This is a genomic window from Flavobacterium fluviatile (assembly GCF_010645065.1).
Taxonomy (GTDB): Bacteria; Bacteroidota; Bacteroidia; order Flavobacteriales; family Flavobacteriaceae; genus Flavobacterium; species Flavobacterium fluviatile.
Genome location: NZ_JAADZW010000017.1, coordinates 17,877 through 33,040, shown reverse-complemented (window position 1 = coordinate 33,040; position 15,164 = coordinate 17,877). Strand labels below are relative to the sequence as shown.

At 33.7% G+C, this 15,164-nt stretch carries 13 protein-coding genes, 1 tRNA gene and 1 pseudogene; 10 read left to right on the top strand and 5 right to left on the bottom strand.

Annotated features, from left to right (window positions below; translation table 11 throughout):
• The first annotated feature begins 67 nt into the window (after positions 1 to 67).
• Positions 68 to 1,303 (top strand): metallophosphoesterase, encoded by a 1,236-nt coding sequence (locus GXM17_RS15555; protein ID WP_163400243.1) that lies wholly within the window; start codon positions 68 to 70, stop codon positions 1,301 to 1,303.
• Between the two features lie 73 nt (positions 1,304 to 1,376).
• Positions 1,377 to 1,679 (top strand): thioredoxin family protein, encoded by a 303-nt coding sequence (locus tag GXM17_RS15550; RefSeq protein ID WP_163400242.1) that lies wholly within the window; start codon positions 1,377 to 1,379, stop codon positions 1,677 to 1,679.
• Between the two features lie 24 nt (positions 1,680 to 1,703).
• Here the strand turns inward: GXM17_RS15550 and GXM17_RS15545 are convergent, their stop codons facing one another.
• Both GXM17_RS15545 and GXM17_RS15540 read right to left on the bottom strand, forming a co-directional pair.
• A complete protein-coding gene (locus GXM17_RS15545) occupies positions 1,704 to 2,339 on the bottom strand; it encodes a polysaccharide deacetylase family protein (protein ID WP_163400241.1) in 636 nt (211 codons plus the stop codon).
• A 96-nt stretch (positions 2,340 to 2,435) separates the two neighbouring features.
• Positions 2,436 to 5,714 carry a glycosyltransferase family 117 protein gene (locus GXM17_RS15540; RefSeq protein ID WP_163400240.1) on the bottom strand — a complete coding sequence of 1,093 codons (3,279 nt, stop codon included), beginning with the start codon at positions 5,712 to 5,714 and terminating at the stop codon, positions 2,436 to 2,438.
• Between the two features lie 249 nt (positions 5,715 to 5,963).
• Here GXM17_RS15540 and GXM17_RS15535 point away from each other — a divergent pair.
• Positions 5,964 to 6,034, top strand: a tRNA-Gln gene (locus GXM17_RS15535).
• Positions 6,035 to 6,173: 139 nt separating this feature from the next.
• Here GXM17_RS15535 and GXM17_RS15530 read toward each other — a convergent pair.
• On the bottom strand, positions 6,174 to 6,893 hold the full coding sequence (locus GXM17_RS15530) for a DUF4369 domain-containing protein (protein WP_163400239.1): 720 nt from the start codon (positions 6,891 to 6,893) through the stop codon (positions 6,174 to 6,176).
• Positions 6,894 to 7,074: 181 nt separating this feature from the next.
• Here GXM17_RS15530 and GXM17_RS15525 point away from each other — a divergent pair, with 181 nt between their 5' ends.
• The 6 genes from GXM17_RS15525 to GXM17_RS15500 all read left to right on the top strand — a co-directional run bounded on the left by GXM17_RS15525 (position 7,075) and on the right by GXM17_RS15500 (position 12,924).
• Positions 7,075 to 7,971, top strand: a complete 897-nt coding sequence (locus GXM17_RS15525; protein WP_163400238.1) for an EamA family transporter — start codon at positions 7,075 to 7,077, stop codon at positions 7,969 to 7,971.
• A gap of 81 nt (positions 7,972 to 8,052) precedes the next feature.
• Positions 8,053 to 8,409 (top strand): DoxX family protein, encoded by a 357-nt coding sequence (locus tag GXM17_RS15520; RefSeq protein WP_163400237.1) that lies wholly within the window; start codon positions 8,053 to 8,055, stop codon positions 8,407 to 8,409.
• Positions 8,410 to 8,438: 29 nt separating this feature from the next.
• Positions 8,439 to 9,146 (top strand): aquaporin Z, encoded by a 708-nt coding sequence (aqpZ, locus tag GXM17_RS15515; protein WP_163400236.1) that lies wholly within the window; start codon positions 8,439 to 8,441, stop codon positions 9,144 to 9,146.
• A 318-nt stretch (positions 9,147 to 9,464) separates the two neighbouring features.
• Positions 9,465 to 9,743, top strand: coding sequence for a DUF2805 domain-containing protein (locus GXM17_RS15510; protein ID WP_007803893.1), 279 nt, complete (start codon positions 9,465 to 9,467; stop codon positions 9,741 to 9,743).
• A 97-nt stretch (positions 9,744 to 9,840) separates the two neighbouring features.
• Positions 9,841 to 11,694 carry a M61 family metallopeptidase gene (locus tag GXM17_RS15505; protein ID WP_163400235.1) on the top strand — a complete coding sequence of 618 codons (1,854 nt, stop codon included), beginning with the start codon at positions 9,841 to 9,843 and terminating at the stop codon, positions 11,692 to 11,694.
• A 222-nt stretch (positions 11,695 to 11,916) separates the two neighbouring features.
• Positions 11,917 to 12,924, top strand: a complete 1,008-nt coding sequence (locus GXM17_RS15500) for a 3-oxoacyl-ACP synthase III family protein (protein WP_163400234.1) — start codon at positions 11,917 to 11,919, stop codon at positions 12,922 to 12,924.
• 57 nt (positions 12,925 to 12,981) lie between these two features.
• Here GXM17_RS15500 and GXM17_RS15495 read toward each other — a convergent pair whose 3' ends face one another.
• Positions 12,982 to 13,842, bottom strand: a complete 861-nt coding sequence (locus tag GXM17_RS15495) for an HAEPLYID family protein (protein ID WP_425280021.1) — start codon at positions 13,840 to 13,842, stop codon at positions 12,982 to 12,984.
• Positions 13,843 to 13,924: 82 nt separating this feature from the next.
• Entirely contained in the window at positions 13,925 to 14,314 is a 390-nt protein-coding gene (locus GXM17_RS15490) for a hypothetical protein (RefSeq protein WP_163400233.1), read from the bottom strand.
• Positions 14,315 to 14,429: 115 nt separating this feature from the next.
• Here GXM17_RS15490 and GXM17_RS15485 point away from each other — a divergent pair.
• Positions 14,430 to 15,097, top strand: a pseudogene (locus GXM17_RS15485) (copper homeostasis protein CutC).
• Positions 15,098 to 15,164 lie beyond the last annotated feature (67 nt).

Sequence of the window (15,164 nt, the reverse complement as noted above, 5' to 3'; positions counted from 1 at the left end):
TTAAAATTTTGATAATAAAAAGCGTTAAAATTTTCATTCTTTGTTACTTTGTTTAAAACTGTAAATAATGATTCTTCGTTTTGTAATTCTGTGTGCTCTTTTTTTACTTATTGAGTTCTATTCCTACCAGGCCTTTCGTACTTTAATCAAGTTGAGATGGGTTTTAATAGCTTATCAGGTTATTAGTGTATTACTTTTAGTTTTTATTGTCTATTCTTTTACGCAATTTGACCGTTCTGTTGGTCAGACCAGATATACCATGTTTACCATGGGGTTAATGTTGTTGGTGTATGTTCCTAAAATTGTAATTACGCTAATTTTATTTGGAGAAGATATTTTTAGAATTGGAGCCAGCATTTTGAACTATTTCATGTACAATGTGCCAAGAAGAGAAATGATGCCTGAACGGCGTAGATTTGTGAGTCAATTGGCTCTGGGTTTGGCAGCTGTTCCGTTTCTGTCTTTGATTTATGGGATTTTTGAAGGGAAATATAATTTTAAAGTATTCAAACAAACCATTCTTTTTCCTGATTTACCTGATGCTTTTGACGGATTTAAAATTACTCAAATTTCAGACGTGCACAGCGGAAGTTTTGATAATCCTGAAAAAATAAGTTATGCTATTGACCTCATTAATGAACAGGAATCAGATATGATTTTGTTTACAGGGGACATTGTGAATACACATGCTAAAGAAATGCATCCCTGGATTGATGTTTTTAACCGAATTAAAGAATATAAATACGGAAAATTTGCTATCTTAGGGAATCATGACTATGGTGAATACGTTACCTGGCCATCGGAGAAGCAAAAGAGTGAAAATTTTCAGTCGATTAAGGATCTCTATGGACAAATTGGATTTAGATTAATGCTTAACGAACATACTTATATTCAAAAAGGGAATGATAAAATTGCTTTGATTGGAGTAGAGAACTGGGGAGTGAATTTTAAAAAAGCCGGTGACTTAAATAAAGCTGCTGCTGAAGTCGCTCAGGAAGATTTTAAAATACTGATGAGTCATGACCCGAGTCATTGGGACGCAGAAATTAAAGAGCATCCTAAAAATTTTCACTTAACGTTCTCAGGACATACGCACGGAATGCAGTTTGGTATTGAAATTCCGGGTTATTTTAAATGGAGTCTGGCACAATATATTTATAAACAATGGGCGGGGTTATATGAAAATTTAGGAAGATATGTTTATGTGAACAGAGGATTTGGTTTTCATGCCTATCCTGGGCGGGTTGGAATTATGCCTGAAATCACAGTTGTTGAACTAAAAAAGGGCAACAATGTGGCTTAATTCGGTAAAAATGCTACATTTGTATAATGGTAATCTCTTTTTAGTAGATTTAAAAATTTAAATTTTTGGTTTTATGTCAAAATTTGGAGAACTAATAAATGCACAGGTTCCTGTGTTAATCGATTTTTACACAGACTGGAATGAATCCTCAGTTTCTATGCATCCTGTTATTAAGGATGTTGCGGCTGCACTTGGTGATAAAGCCAAGGTAATCAAAATTGATGTGGATAAAAATCAGGAACTCGCAGAAGCTTTAAGGATAAAAGGACTTCCTACCCTGATGATCTATAAAGAAGGGCAAATGATATGGAGGCAGTCAGGTGAGCTGGATGCTAATACCATCATAGGAATTGTTCAGGAACAATTTGGTATATAATAATTCTATTGTTTGTTATTGTGCTTATCTGATAACATCAAAATCATATCCATTTTCTTTTAAAAAATGTAAAGTTTTAGGAAGTGCAAATTTTAAGTTCTGCGAAGCCTTTATACTATCATGAAATACAATCACACTTCCTGATGTTACATTTTTTATAACATTTTCAAGACATTTTTGAGGAGTAATACTCTGGTCAAAATCGGCGCTTAAAACATCCCACATTACAATTTTGTAACCTAATTTTCGTAGAATTTTAGATTGCGCTTTTTTTATCTTCCCGTAAGGAGGGCGAAATATCAGGTTAGATGTTTTCTCTTCTTCTAAAACAGCAGCACAATTTTGAACGTTTTCAATGTAATCATCAGTATGGCTTTTCCAGCCGTTTACATGATTCATAGTGTGATTGCCGATAGAATGCCCGTCGGTTATTAATTTTTCAAATAAGGCTAAGTTAGCTTTGATGTTTTTTCCAATACAAAAGAATGTGGCTTTTGCGTCAAACTTCTTTAATTCAGTTAGAACCCAATCCGTAATTTCAGGAGTTGGCCCATCATCAAATGTGAGATATATTTTCTTTTCTTTGTTTGGAATATCCCAACAATATTTAGAAAATATCCTTTTAATGAATGAATTGGTTTTGACCCAGTAAAAACTCATTTTGGAAACATTTTAGAGATATGTAAAATTAAAAAATGCAGCGCTATTTAACTAACAGCGCTGCATTTTTTTAATTAATATATTTTTCGTATATTATTATTCTTTTTCACGTCCAAAACGTTCAAAAACATTTACATAAGTATTGAAAGTCTTTTTGTGATTCTCGTAAAAAAGCAGGTCTTTGTTTTCTTTCATAACCTGAAGCAGGCTTCTGTAGCGTTCAATATCTGTTATGATATCAATGGCTAAATCAGACTGATCAGCTCCGCTTAGAGTTGCATAATAATTAAGATTCTCTTTGTATTTCTGAACCAGTTTGTTTAACAAATCCTGTGCTTTTCCTTTTTCTCCCACTTTATAATAGCCACTTGTAAAAGGTTCTACTAAAGAATAGTATCCATATTGATTCAATGGCATTTTTGTCATAGCAAGATTGATGATGTTTTTCGCTTTATCAATTTTACCTTCAGCAATAAGCTGATTCATTAAACGGGAGAGATTTGTTCGATAAGTAATACTGTTTCGTCTTGTTTCAGGATCGTGATAAATATTTCCGTTACTGTTGCCCCAATCCCATTTTGTTACGATGTTGTACATTTTATCAGCGTCAATCTGACCCATGTCCATTGGGCCTCCGTCTTTTGAAGGAGTGTTTTTTATTGGGACCAATTTATAAACCATTCCGTCTAATTGAAGATAATCTTTCAGCCATAAATAATCTTCATCGTCAAAAGCACCACCGCTAAAATAGATTGGTCTTTTCCAGTTGTTGTTTGCTAAAATATCCAGCATCATCAAACGATTCTTATATATAGCACTTCCTTTGATGTCAATATCCATATAAGGCACAATAGAGTCGTTATATTTAGGATTGACTACTTTGTTTTTGATGATGGTATTCTTATCAACAGAAATTCTGATTTTATTTGTTGGAAAAAAGTGAATGGTTTGTCCATTTTGTAACCCAACAGTTGATTTTGGGTGTTTAATAAAAGTAATAAAGTCATTAATATCCCAACGGGTTTCTACTTTTGGAATGTGGGCTACATAATCTAATTTATCACCAACATACTCATCATGTTTGAATGAGATTGGTAATGGGTCGGATTCGTACGCCTTAGCTTTCATCTGATCGATATACCAATCAGTCATGAAAAGACTTGTATTTACAATTTTTACATCAGTGCGAATACCTTCGATTTCTTGTGCATACCATAATGGGAATGTATCATTGTCTCCAATTGTAAATAAAATAGCGTCTTTATCGCATGAAGTCAGATACGCTTTTGCCATTGCTACAGCTGTATATTTGCCTGACCTGTCATGATCGTCCCAGTTTTGAGAAGCCATTAAAACAGGAGCTGCTAATAAACTTCCGGCAATAATTACCGGACCTGCAATTTTTGGTGCTAAGTATTTTTGAATAGTTTCATATAAAGAATAAACTCCAAAGCCTATCCAGATTGCAAAAACGTAGAAGGAGCCCACCAGGGCATAATCCCTTTCACGAGGTTCAAAAGGTCTTTCGTTCAAATAGATTTTAAGTGCAATACCCGTAAATAAAAATAATACTAAAAGAACATAGAAACTTTTAAGATCTTTATTAGCATGATACATTATTCCGATTAAGCCTAAAATGAAAGGAAGGAAATAATAAGCATTACGTCCTTTATTATTTAAAACGTCTGAAGGTAGATTATCCTGAGATCCTAAATGCAAGGTGTCTAACGGTTTAATTCCGCTAATCCAGTTACCGTCTAAATTGTCATATTTCCCCTGAACATCACTTTGACGTCCTACGAAATTCCACATCAGATATCTCCAGTACATATATCCAAACTGATATTCAAACATAAAACTGAAATTATCAACGGTTGAAGGTTTTTCGATGATTAAATAATCACTATAGCTTCTTAAGAATTTCACATAACCTTCGTTGTCAATTTGTTTTTGTGCATAAGCCTGTCTGAATTCGTGGACTGTTTTTTCAACTTCGTTACGTAATTGAGCAATGGCTTTATTGTATTCATCTTCACTCAACTGATTGGCATCAATTCCGTATTTTCCTAAATCCTCTTCGTAAGGGTAGTTCGGATTTATTCTGAACTGAGGCGGATTAGTGAAATTGATATAATTCTGAATGTGTCCATTTTCGGTACTCCACATTCTAGGCAGAATTGTTTTTTGATTATCATCGCTATTTTGCTCTGCATTTTTGTAATTGTTGGTAATGATGTATTTGCCGGTTTTATAATCTCTTTCGTAGTTTGGTTTTTTATCCAGGTAAGGCGTTTTTTCATCCAGTCCGGCAAAAACTTCAGTGTATTGTGGACCATAAAACAATGGATTTACACCGTATTGCTCGCGATTGTAATAAGCCAAAACTTCTGTGGCATCGGATGGTTTATTTTCGTTGATAACTGTATTGGCGTTGGCACGTACAGGCAGCATCATCCAGGTAGAAAAACCAATTAAGATAAACAGAATGCATAAAATAATGGTGTTATAGAAAATAAATCCTTTTTGTTTGGTGTATTTTAATCCAAAATAAAAGAAAGCAATAAAAAGCAACGCAACGAAAATGGTTCCTGAGTTAAAAGGTAATCCCATGCTGTTTACCATGAAAACTTCGGTTTTGCCAAAGAATGCCATAGTTAATGGAAGAAGTAATTTGAAAATGAATAATAAAATTGCAATAACTACGATGTTGCCAATAATGAAATTTTTTATAGTGACTTTTTCATAATGCTTAAAGAAGTAAAGGAATCCAATTGCAGGAATAGTTAATAATGCCATAAAATGAACTCCAAACGAAAGACCTACAACAAGAGATATAATGAGCAGCCATCTGTTTCCTTTTGGTTTGTCCATATCTTGCTCCCAACGAAGTCCCAGCCAGAAAAGCAATGCTATTAATAAGGATGCCATCGCATAAACTTCGGCTTCCACTGCATTAAACCAAAAGCTGTCTGAAAAGGTATAGGCAAGAGCTCCAACAAAAGAGCTTCCTAAGATTACAATTGAATTATTTTGATCGATTTCAGCAAAACGGGCTACAATTTTTTTCAAAATCATTGACGATGACCAAAACATAAATAAAATCGTAAAAGCACTTGAAAAAACAGACATCATGTTTACCATTAGTGCAATATGCTGATTGTCGATCGCAAACATGGCAAAAAACGCACCCATCATTTGAAATAAAGGTGCTCCGGGAGGATGGCCAACTTCAAGTTTGGCAGCTGTAGCAATATATTCGCCGCAATCCCAGAAGCTCATGGTTGGTTCAACAGTTAGTGTATAGGTGATTAAAGCGATTGCAAATGCAAACCAACCAATAATTGTATTCCATTTATTGAAATTGAATTGTGCCATATTCAGGTGTTAAATTTTGTATGTTTTCTATCTTACAAAGAAAATGTTTTTTTGTGTAAAGAAACGAGCATTAACAAAAAATTCTACAAAAGTATTTGATAGAAGTAACCTGTTGTTTTTTAAATATTTGCAGTGATGTGGCGGGTTTAAAAGAAAAAAAATGATAAAAAAATTGATTTTTTTTACCAAAAAGTTTGCGCAAACTAAAAAAAGCTTTAAATTTGCACTCGCTTAACCGCACTACTTTATTGGTCTATGGTGTAATGGTAACACTACGGTTTTTGGTGCCGTCTTTCTAGGTTCGAGTCCTAGTAGACCAACAAGTAAAAATAAATCCTGTAAGTTTAATGCTTGCAGGATTTTGTTTTTTATAGGATGCTCCGAACAATTGGTAGTGGATTGCTGAAATAACGAAAGGCCCGGAAAATATTTTCCGGGCCTTTCGTTATTCTTTAAACATTATTTCTTTTCTTCTTTTTTAATTTCATTTACATACTTAGTAAGTTTTTTACCGTAGAATGATTTTGCCACTTTAGGTGTCATCGATTTTTGAATGGTGTCCAGGAATTTAATATTGATATCGTAAATTTCTGCTAAAGCAATATAGGGTGCTATTTCATGATCTTTATTGTTGATTGCAAAGTTGGTAGCAAACAAATATTTTCGTTTGATATTTGAATCACCTCTTGCCATAATGCTGTCAATAGCTTTTTGATCCTGTCTTTTCAGTGCTTTGAATTTTGCTTCAATCAGGGAAAGGTTCTCATCTTTAAAACGAGAAGCTACTTTTAGGTATTCTTCATATAATTCATGGTTTTTTGAACCCGTAATTTTGGCACCATTTATAAAATTATCAAGATTTGCATCGATGTTTACGTTTCCTGGTTCGGCAAAAAACATAATGTTATTATCTAATGAATTAGTAACTCCACGATCCAGAAATAGATACAGCATTTCTGGTGATTCTAATTTTATATTGGTTTCAAAAGCTGAATTCCCATCAATTTTAATACTGTCGATAGCTACCAAAGCTGTGTCATTATATCTTTGAATGTATAATTTTCCCTCTTTTAATCCTTTTATGTTTCCTGTAAGATGCAGACCATCAGTTGATTCTTTTTTATCACATCCGACAGCTAATAAGCCAATTGCAATAAATGCAATAATTGATTTTTTCATTGTTTTTTCGATTTGGGTGCAAAATAAAGAAATTTTTTAAATGAAGGAGATTGGAGGTTTTAATTTTTAAGAAATAAATTCAATTGGTCTTTAAAGTTAAATTTTTGCTTTCTCAATTTTTAACACTGAGCTAAAAACTATGCACTATCTTTGTTGGCTGAATTTTTAAAATCAAATAAAGATGTCACAAAAAAATGTTCTGAGAGGAGTTTTTCTGGTTGCTTTAGGCGCTACAAGTTATGGTATGCTGGCAACTTTTGTAAAAATGGCTTATAATGAAGGTTTTACAACTGCCGAAGTTACAACCTCTCAGTTCATATTAGGGATTATAGGTGTTTTGCTAATTAATGCTTTTCAAAAAGTAAAACATAAAGAAAATGTAGTAAAAGCAAAGACAAAAAATATATTTAGTTTAATGCTGGCCGGAACTTCACTTGGTATGACGAGTTTGTTTTATTATCTGGCTGTAAAGTATATTCCGGTTTCTATTGGTATTGTTTTGCTGATGCAGACCGTCTGGATGGGGGTTTTGCTCGAAATGATATTGGAAAGGAAACTCCCGTCACGTCAAAAAATAATTGCTGTTATAATAGTTTTTATGGGAACTGTGCTGGCAACTAATATTCTGAAAAACGACATTATATTAGACTGGAGAGGAATTGGCTGGGGAATTCTGGCTGCTGCATCATTTACTACAACCATGTTTACGGCAAACCGTGTTGCTGTTGAAATTTCATCTGCGCAACGAAGTTTGTACATGCTTTTAGGAGGCGCGGTTATTGTTTTTTCTTTTGCATTAGCAACACAAAATATGCCTTTTAATTTTTCAATTTTCCTGAAATGGGGCATTGTGCTTTCTCTTTTCGGAACTATAATACCTCCTATGCTCATGAATGCGGGCTTTCCGTTAACGGGAATTGGATTAGGAAGCATTGTTTCGGCACTTGAACTGCCTGTTTCTGTAATGATGGCTTTTGTTTTATTAAACGAGGAAGTAGTTTTTTTGCAATGGATTGGAATCGTGCTGATTATTTTAGCTATTGTTATAATGAATATTAATGTCAAAAAAAATAATTGACCTTCGCTATTTGTAAAAAAAATCACACTTTATAATAAAAGTCCTGGAAAATTATTAAATTCGTGTAAAAAACTGATTATCATGAATTTAACCTGGCATTTATGTTTGATGGCTTTTCTTTATATTATTGCCGGAATTAATCATTTCAGATCTCCTGGAATGTATCTTAAAATCATACCTCCTTATTTTTCAAACCCCAAATTATTAAATATTTTAAGTGGAGCTGCAGAAGTAATTTTGGGCATTCTTCTTATCCTGCCACCTTTGAGACATTTTGCAGCATGGGGAATTATAGCTTTGCTGATTGCTGTGTTTCCGGCAAATCTTTTCATGTACCAAAACAAAAAGGCAGGTTTTGGTTTACCAAAATGGATTTTATTGCTACGTATGCCATTACAGCTTTTGTTGATTTTGTGGGCATACCAATATACCCTTTAATTATTAACCATTAATTAAAATTATTTATTATGAAAAAATTATTTGCAGAGTTTTTCGGAACGTATTGGCTTGTTTTTGGAGGTTGTGGAAGTGCTCTTTTCGCGGCTGGAATTCCTGAGTTGGGAATTGGATTTGCAGGTGTTTCATTAGCATTTGGTTTGACAGTTTTAACAATGGCTTACGCTGTTGGGCATATTTCAGGAGGACATTTTAATCCGGCTGTTTCAATTGGATTGTGGGCCGGAGGAAGATTCCCGGTAAAAGATTTGATTCCTTATATCATTTCGCAATGTATTGGTGCTCTTGCTGCTGCAGGAACATTGTTTATAATCTGGTCAGGAAAAGCGGGTAATGCGATAGATAATACAAAAGCCGGAGCTTTCGCCTCTAATGGTTTTGGGGCATTTTCGCCGGATGGGTATTCTATGTCATCAGCTTTCATAGCTGAATTTGTGCTTACCTTGTTTTTTCTATTGGTAATTTTAGGGGCTTCAGATAAATGCGCAAATACTAATTTTTGTGGTATTGCCATCGGTTTAGCTTTAACATTGATTCACTTGATTAGTATTCCAATTACGAATACTTCAGTAAATCCGGCAAGATCGTTGTCTCAGGCAATTTTTGCTGGTGGAGAACCCTTGTCGCAGGTTTGGCTGTTTTGGGCTGCACCAATATTGGGAGCAATAATCGCAGGAATTATTTATAAAACTTTATTGCAAAATAATTCAGATGAATAATTTTATAATTTAAAAAACAGGAGGAAAATCCAGACGTATAATTGGGTTTTCTGTTTTTTTTGGAATGTAGATTGCCAAATCTGTTTAAAATTACATTAAGCCTGTATTTAAAACTGCATACCAGTAAAAGAAAAAACGTAAAACTGAAAAATTTACAAACATATTTCTTAAAATTCACATACTGTAAAAAAATATTAAAATGAGTAAAAAAAATATACTCAATCTGATCAACTAATTATTTTTTTTATTAATATTGATACTGAAATTGAAAATCAATCTATTAATCATTAACCTCTATTTTGAATTAATTTTCACGTGATGAAAAAGAGTAACCGCAAAGAGTTGAATTGGGAACAAACTGAAAAGCTTGTTTCGTTGGCATTAGAAGAGAGAAATCCATTCGAAATTATAAAGAAAGAATTTGGATTGTCAGAAAAAGAAGTTCTGGAAATAATGAAAAAGAAAATGCCTCTTGAAAAATTTGAGATGTGGAAAAAGAAGGCAATCGCAAATAAACCAAAGCCAAAACCAGTAAAAATAGACGATTTTGATGAAGATTTGGACGGAAAATATTATATAAAAAATAAATTAGACTAAATGAAAACTCCTGAATTTCAGGAGTTTTTTTATTTATATCTTTACTGTAACAGTTTTGCGATTTGTAAGACTCATATAAAAATTAAACTTTTAATAAATGAAAAAAATAATTTGCACATTAGCTCTTGCAGTTGCATTTTGGAGCTGTAAAACAGGGACTTCAGGTGCCGGGGTAAACAATGTGGCTGTCAATATTAATCTTACAGATGTTAAAGATGACAAAGTTTTGGTAACAGTTACTGCACCTGAGATAAAAACGGATGAAATCATTTATAGCATTCCTAAAACAGTTCCGGGAACATATTCTACGGATAATTACGGAAAATATTCAGATAGTTTCAAAGCTTTTGATGTTAAAGGAAATGCATTAACCGTAAAAAGAATCGATGATAATTCCTGGTCCGTTTCGGATGCAAAAAAGTTAAAAACAATAACTTATATGGTTGGTGATACTTTTGATAATGAAAAAGGAACCGGTTTTGGTAATGATGATGTGTTTTCACCTGCAGGAACAAATATAAATGCAGGAGTCAACTTTATGGTTAACACACATGGATTTGTTGGATATTTTCAGGATAAATTAGACATTCCTTATAAAGTTACCATAACACATCCTGAAACACTTTGGGGAGCAACTTCAATGACTGATGAAGATGCAAGCAAAACTAGCGATGTTTTTACAACACCTCGCTATGCTGTTTTGGTTGAGAATCCAATTATGTATTCGAAGCCGGATTATACAACTTTTAACGTTAACGGAATGGATATTCTTATTGCTGTTTATTCTCCAACCGGAAAATTTACTGCCGAGAGTATTACGCCGGAAATGAAAACAATGATGACGGCACAAAAAAACTTTTTGGGCAAAGTAAACGCTACTAAAAAATATACAGTCTTACTGTATTTGTCAAGTATGGCAAAAGATGATGCGCATGGTTTCGGAGCTTTAGAGCATCCAACAGCCACTACGGTTGTTTTACCTGAATCGATGCCGAAAGACAAATTGGTTGAATCGATGAAAGATGTGGTCTCTCACGAATTTTTCCATATTGTAACTCCATTAACTATTCATTCTAAAGAAATTCAGTACTTTGATTACAATGCTCCAAAAATGTCTGAACATTTATGGATGTATGAAGGTGTGACGGAATATTTCGCCAATCTTTTTCAGATTAATCAGGGCTTGATTGATGAAGCTGAATTTTATACCCGTATTGCTGATAAAATTGAACAGGCAAAAACTTTAAACGATACCATGTCTTTTACAGTAATGAGTAAAAATGTATTGGAACAGCCTTATAAAGACCAATATTTGAATGTTTATCAAAAAGGAGCTTTAATCGGAATGTGTATCGATATTATTATCAGGGAAAAAAGCAACGGAGAGAGAGGAATTCTTGATCTGATGCATAAATTATCTGAAGAATATGGTGTTGAAAAACCATTTAACGACGAAGACCTTTTTGATAAAATTACAAAACTAACGTATCCTGAAGTTGGAGAATTTTTGAAGACTTATGTTGCAGGAACGACTCCGATTCCTTATGATGAGTATTTAGCTAAGGTAGGCGTGACAAAAGCATCTGAGAAAAAAGCCGGTTCAGTTTTCCTGAAAGGACAGGTTCCGTATATAGGAGTAGATCCAAAAACAAAAGAAATAAGTGTTCGTCCTGATGTTGAGTTAAATCCGTTCTTTACTAATCTGAATTTAAAACCGGGAGATGTTATTTTGTCAATAAATGCTAAACCATATTCATTAGATAATATTTATGACTTAATAGGTGAGAGCGAAATCTGGAAAGAAAATGATCAGGTAACAGTTAAGATAAAAAGAGCAGGAGCAGAGCAAACTATAAAAGGAACTGTAAAATTACCTTACGAGGAAGCAGAAACATTTAAAGCAACAGATGCTTCAAAAGAAAAACTTAGAAATGCCTGGCTAAAAGGTTAAAAAAATAAATTTATAAGAGAAACCCCTAAATTGTTTACTATTTAGGGGTTTTTGTTTTGTCTCATTTTGAGGAGGCAGTCTCTAAAAATGGGTTAATTTAAAATAAAATGTTTTTTAAGATAGTGAAAATTGTCAATCGCGAAAAAAATGGTAATTTGTCCACCAATGTTTTAAAGTATAATTAAATTTGCAATCCAGTTTTAAACAAATAAAAAAGTGAGTATGTATCATTCAAAAATAGCGGGCTTAGGATATTACGTTCCTTCAAATGTGGTGACAAATGAGGATTTGTCTAAGATTATGGATACCAATGATGAATGGATTCAGGAACGGACCGGAATTCAGGAGAGAAGACATATTATTCGAGGTGAAGATACCACAACTTCAATGGGAGTAAAAGCGGCAAAAATAGCAATTGAGCGTTCAGGCGTTGCCAAAGAAGATATTGATTTTGTAGTTTTTGCTACATTGAGTCCTGATTACTATTTTCCTGGTCCGGGTGTCTTGGTTCAGCGTGATTTGGGATTACGAACAGTTGGAGCATTAGATATAAGAAATCAATGTTCAGGTTTTGTTTATGCTATTTCTGTTGCAGATCAATACATTAAAACCGGAATGTATAAAAATATTCTGGTTATTGGTTCCGAAGTGCATTCAACCGGATTAGACATGACAACACGAGGACGTGGGGTTTCAGTTATTTTTGGAGACGGGGCGGGAGCGGCAGTTTTAAGCCGTGAAGAAGATTTATCAAAAGGAATTTTGTCCACACATTTGCATTCAGAAGGCCAGCATGCCGAAGAACTGGCTTTGCAGGCACCGGGAATGGGCGCTCGCTGGGTAACTGATATTATTGCTGATAATGATCCTGATGACGAAAGTTATTATCCTTATATGAACGGACAGTTTGTGTTTAAAAATGCAGTTGTTCGTTTTGCCGAAGTGATCAATGAAGGTTTGGAAGAAAATGGTTTGAATGTATCAGATATTGATATGCTGATTCCGCATCAGGCGAATTTAAGGATTTCACAATTCATTCAGAATAAATTCAAATTGACAGATGACCAGGTGCATAATAATATCCAGAAGTACGGAAATACAACTGCAGCATCAATTCCAATTGCGTTGACAGAAGCCTGGGAGCAGGGGAAAATCAAATCTGGAGACACTGTTGTCCTGGCAGCGTTTGGAAGTGGATTTACCTGGGCAAGTGCCATTATCAAATGGTAGAACTTATATTTAGAAATAAGCCCCTGAGATATACTTTTTCTCAGGGGCTTTTTATTTTTAATGTTTCGGTTCATAGATTAGCCTTAAAAAAGTACTGAATCTTTCGTTTTCACGACTAATCGGAATTCCTGTAACAATGCCTATTAACAGATTTTCTGCAACACCTACTCTCATTTGTGGTCGTATGGTCATGTCAAAATCTTTTTCATGAACTTCTTTATTTAATTCGACACCAATAAAATTTTTGGTGCCCGGAATCATGTAATGAAAATTAGTGTTTATCTGCCAGGAGTTGGAGATGGCATTATCTTCAAAATGATGTTCTACTACGGGACCTGTGTAAAGAAGTGTATGAAAATTGCTTCCCCATCTTTTTGCAATCACAAAAAATGGATTATAGCTGTTCCCTGTAAATAATTTGCTTTCACCGTATCGGTTAAATTCAGTCAGTTCAAATTCATGAATATATCCGATAGCCATTGATGTTTTGAGTTTTTCGGATATAAAAAATGAATATTGTGCAGCGAGTTTCAATCCATTAAGTTTGCTCCCCGGGACATCTGAATTTTTACTGGAAGGATAAATGGTAAAAGGCAATTCTACTTCAAGTCCTAATCGGTTTACTGGCGCCCATTCGTACTCTATGAGTGTCTGATATTCGTCGTAATAATTTTTATCAGTAAGTCCAAAACCTACATTCCATTCTTTTTCACCTTTTCTGGCTCCAAGATCCCGTATTAAGTCAATGTATAAAGGTTCAGCATGTAAAATTTTTACAGGTTCTTTTGTGGATTCTACTTCCTGAATATAGAGACTGTCAAGTATGTTTTCATTTTGGTTTTTAATTTGAGCATTTGCAGCATATGCAGATATAGCCATGATAAAAAGCATGGCGTTATTGAATGAATTATTTTTCATTGTAATAAGTTAATTTGTTAAACATAAATTCGCTTTGATTTCCTGCCTGGAAAACAAAATCAAATGAAATAGAAGTAACAAATTATGCTTCGGGTGGGGGAGAATGAATTTCTAAATACGTTTTTAAATGAGATGAATTAGTAAAACAAGTGTTTTTAGTTTCCAAATTACCGTAGGTCTGACTAATATTGATATTGAAATAAGGAAGCATAAAAAAGTCTAATGCTACAGTTTTCTTTAATATTGTATGATCATCAGAATCACAGTCATCTATTTCAGGAATAGCATTTTGATAGCCTAAAACTTTTTCTACAACAAGTTCTATAATGCTTTCCTGATCGTTAATTGATAAATTTTCCGGATTAAAACTAGAATTAAAATCACTGGTGTCAACACTGCAATTAAGAAGATACAGTGCCATAAAAGCCCAAAAGAAACTAAGTTTTTTGTTTTGTCTAATTGAATTCAGCATCAGGCAAAAATATAAACTTTAGGCTGAATGAAATTTTTATTAGCATTTTATTATGAGATTTTAAAAGTGTGTAAAATGATAATTTATATTTTAGCGTTTTAATTTCTGTTATAAAATGAAAAACCAGCTTGAAATAGCCTGCTTTAATTACGAATCAGCATTGATTGCACAGGATCATGGTGCTGACCGAATTGAATTGTGTGAGAATATGAAGCTGGGCGGCACAACCCCAAATTACGTCTTAACGGTTAAACTTCGTGAAAAACTTACTATAAAAATGCATGTTATGATAAGACCGAGAGGTGGGGATTTCGTTTATGACGATGAAGAAATTGCCGAAATGAAGCAGGATATAAAACAGTTTAAAAAATTAGGAGTTGATGGTTTTGTTTTCGGAGTTTTAAACGAGGATGGCAGTGTAAATAAAAGAAAAATCAGGAATTAGTCAATTTAGCCAAGCCGCTTTCCTGTACTTTTCACCGGGCTTTTGATGTGGTAAAAGATGTCGAAAAATCTTTAGAAGATGTTATAGATTGTGGTTTCAAAACGATTTTAACTTCCGGTCAGGAAATAAATGTTGAAGAAGGAATTTTCAATCTGGAGAAAATCCAAAAATTAGCAAACAGCAGAATTGAAATTATGCCTGGCGGCGGATTGCGATCCTCAAATATAAAATTATTGCAGGATAAGTTAGAGCCTACTTTTTACCATTCGTCAGCTATTACAGATAATACAGAGAAAGCAAATCCTGAAGAAGTAAAAGAAATTCGAAATTTTTTATAAATGGTTATAAGTAAAAAGGACTGAAGCTGGCAAACTTCAGTCCTTTTTTCTACAAGTACTAATTAAA

Bases quoted from the DNA above. Each gene is read 5' to 3' on its own strand.
- GXM17_RS15555 (WP_163400243.1), top strand. From the start codon at position 68: ATGATTCTTCGTTTTGTAATTCTGTGTGCTCTTTTTTTACTTATTGAG.
- GXM17_RS15550 (WP_163400242.1), top strand. From the start codon at position 1,377: ATGTCAAAATTTGGAGAACTAATAAATGCACAGGTTCCTGTGTTAATC.
- GXM17_RS15545 (WP_163400241.1), bottom strand. From the start codon at position 2,339: ATGAGTTTTTACTGGGTCAAAACCAATTCATTCATTAAAAGGATATTT.
- GXM17_RS15540 (WP_163400240.1), bottom strand. From the start codon at position 5,714: ATGGCACAATTCAATTTCAATAAATGGAATACAATTATTGGTTGGTTT.
- GXM17_RS15530 (WP_163400239.1), bottom strand. From the start codon at position 6,893: ATGAAAAAATCAATTATTGCATTTATTGCAATTGGCTTATTAGCTGTC.
- GXM17_RS15525 (WP_163400238.1), top strand. From the start codon at position 7,075: ATGTCACAAAAAAATGTTCTGAGAGGAGTTTTTCTGGTTGCTTTAGGC.
- GXM17_RS15520 (WP_163400237.1), top strand. From the start codon at position 8,053: ATGAATTTAACCTGGCATTTATGTTTGATGGCTTTTCTTTATATTATT.
- aqpZ (WP_163400236.1), top strand. From the start codon at position 8,439: ATGAAAAAATTATTTGCAGAGTTTTTCGGAACGTATTGGCTTGTTTTT.
- GXM17_RS15510 (WP_007803893.1), top strand. From the start codon at position 9,465: ATGAAAAAGAGTAACCGCAAAGAGTTGAATTGGGAACAAACTGAAAAG.
- GXM17_RS15505 (WP_163400235.1), top strand. From the start codon at position 9,841: ATGAAAAAAATAATTTGCACATTAGCTCTTGCAGTTGCATTTTGGAGC.
- GXM17_RS15500 (WP_163400234.1), top strand. From the start codon at position 11,917: ATGTATCATTCAAAAATAGCGGGCTTAGGATATTACGTTCCTTCAAAT.
- GXM17_RS15495 (WP_425280021.1), bottom strand. From the start codon at position 13,842: ATGAAAAATAATTCATTCAATAACGCCATGCTTTTTATCATGGCTATA.
- GXM17_RS15490 (WP_163400233.1), bottom strand. From the start codon at position 14,314: ATGCTGAATTCAATTAGACAAAACAAAAAACTTAGTTTCTTTTGGGCT.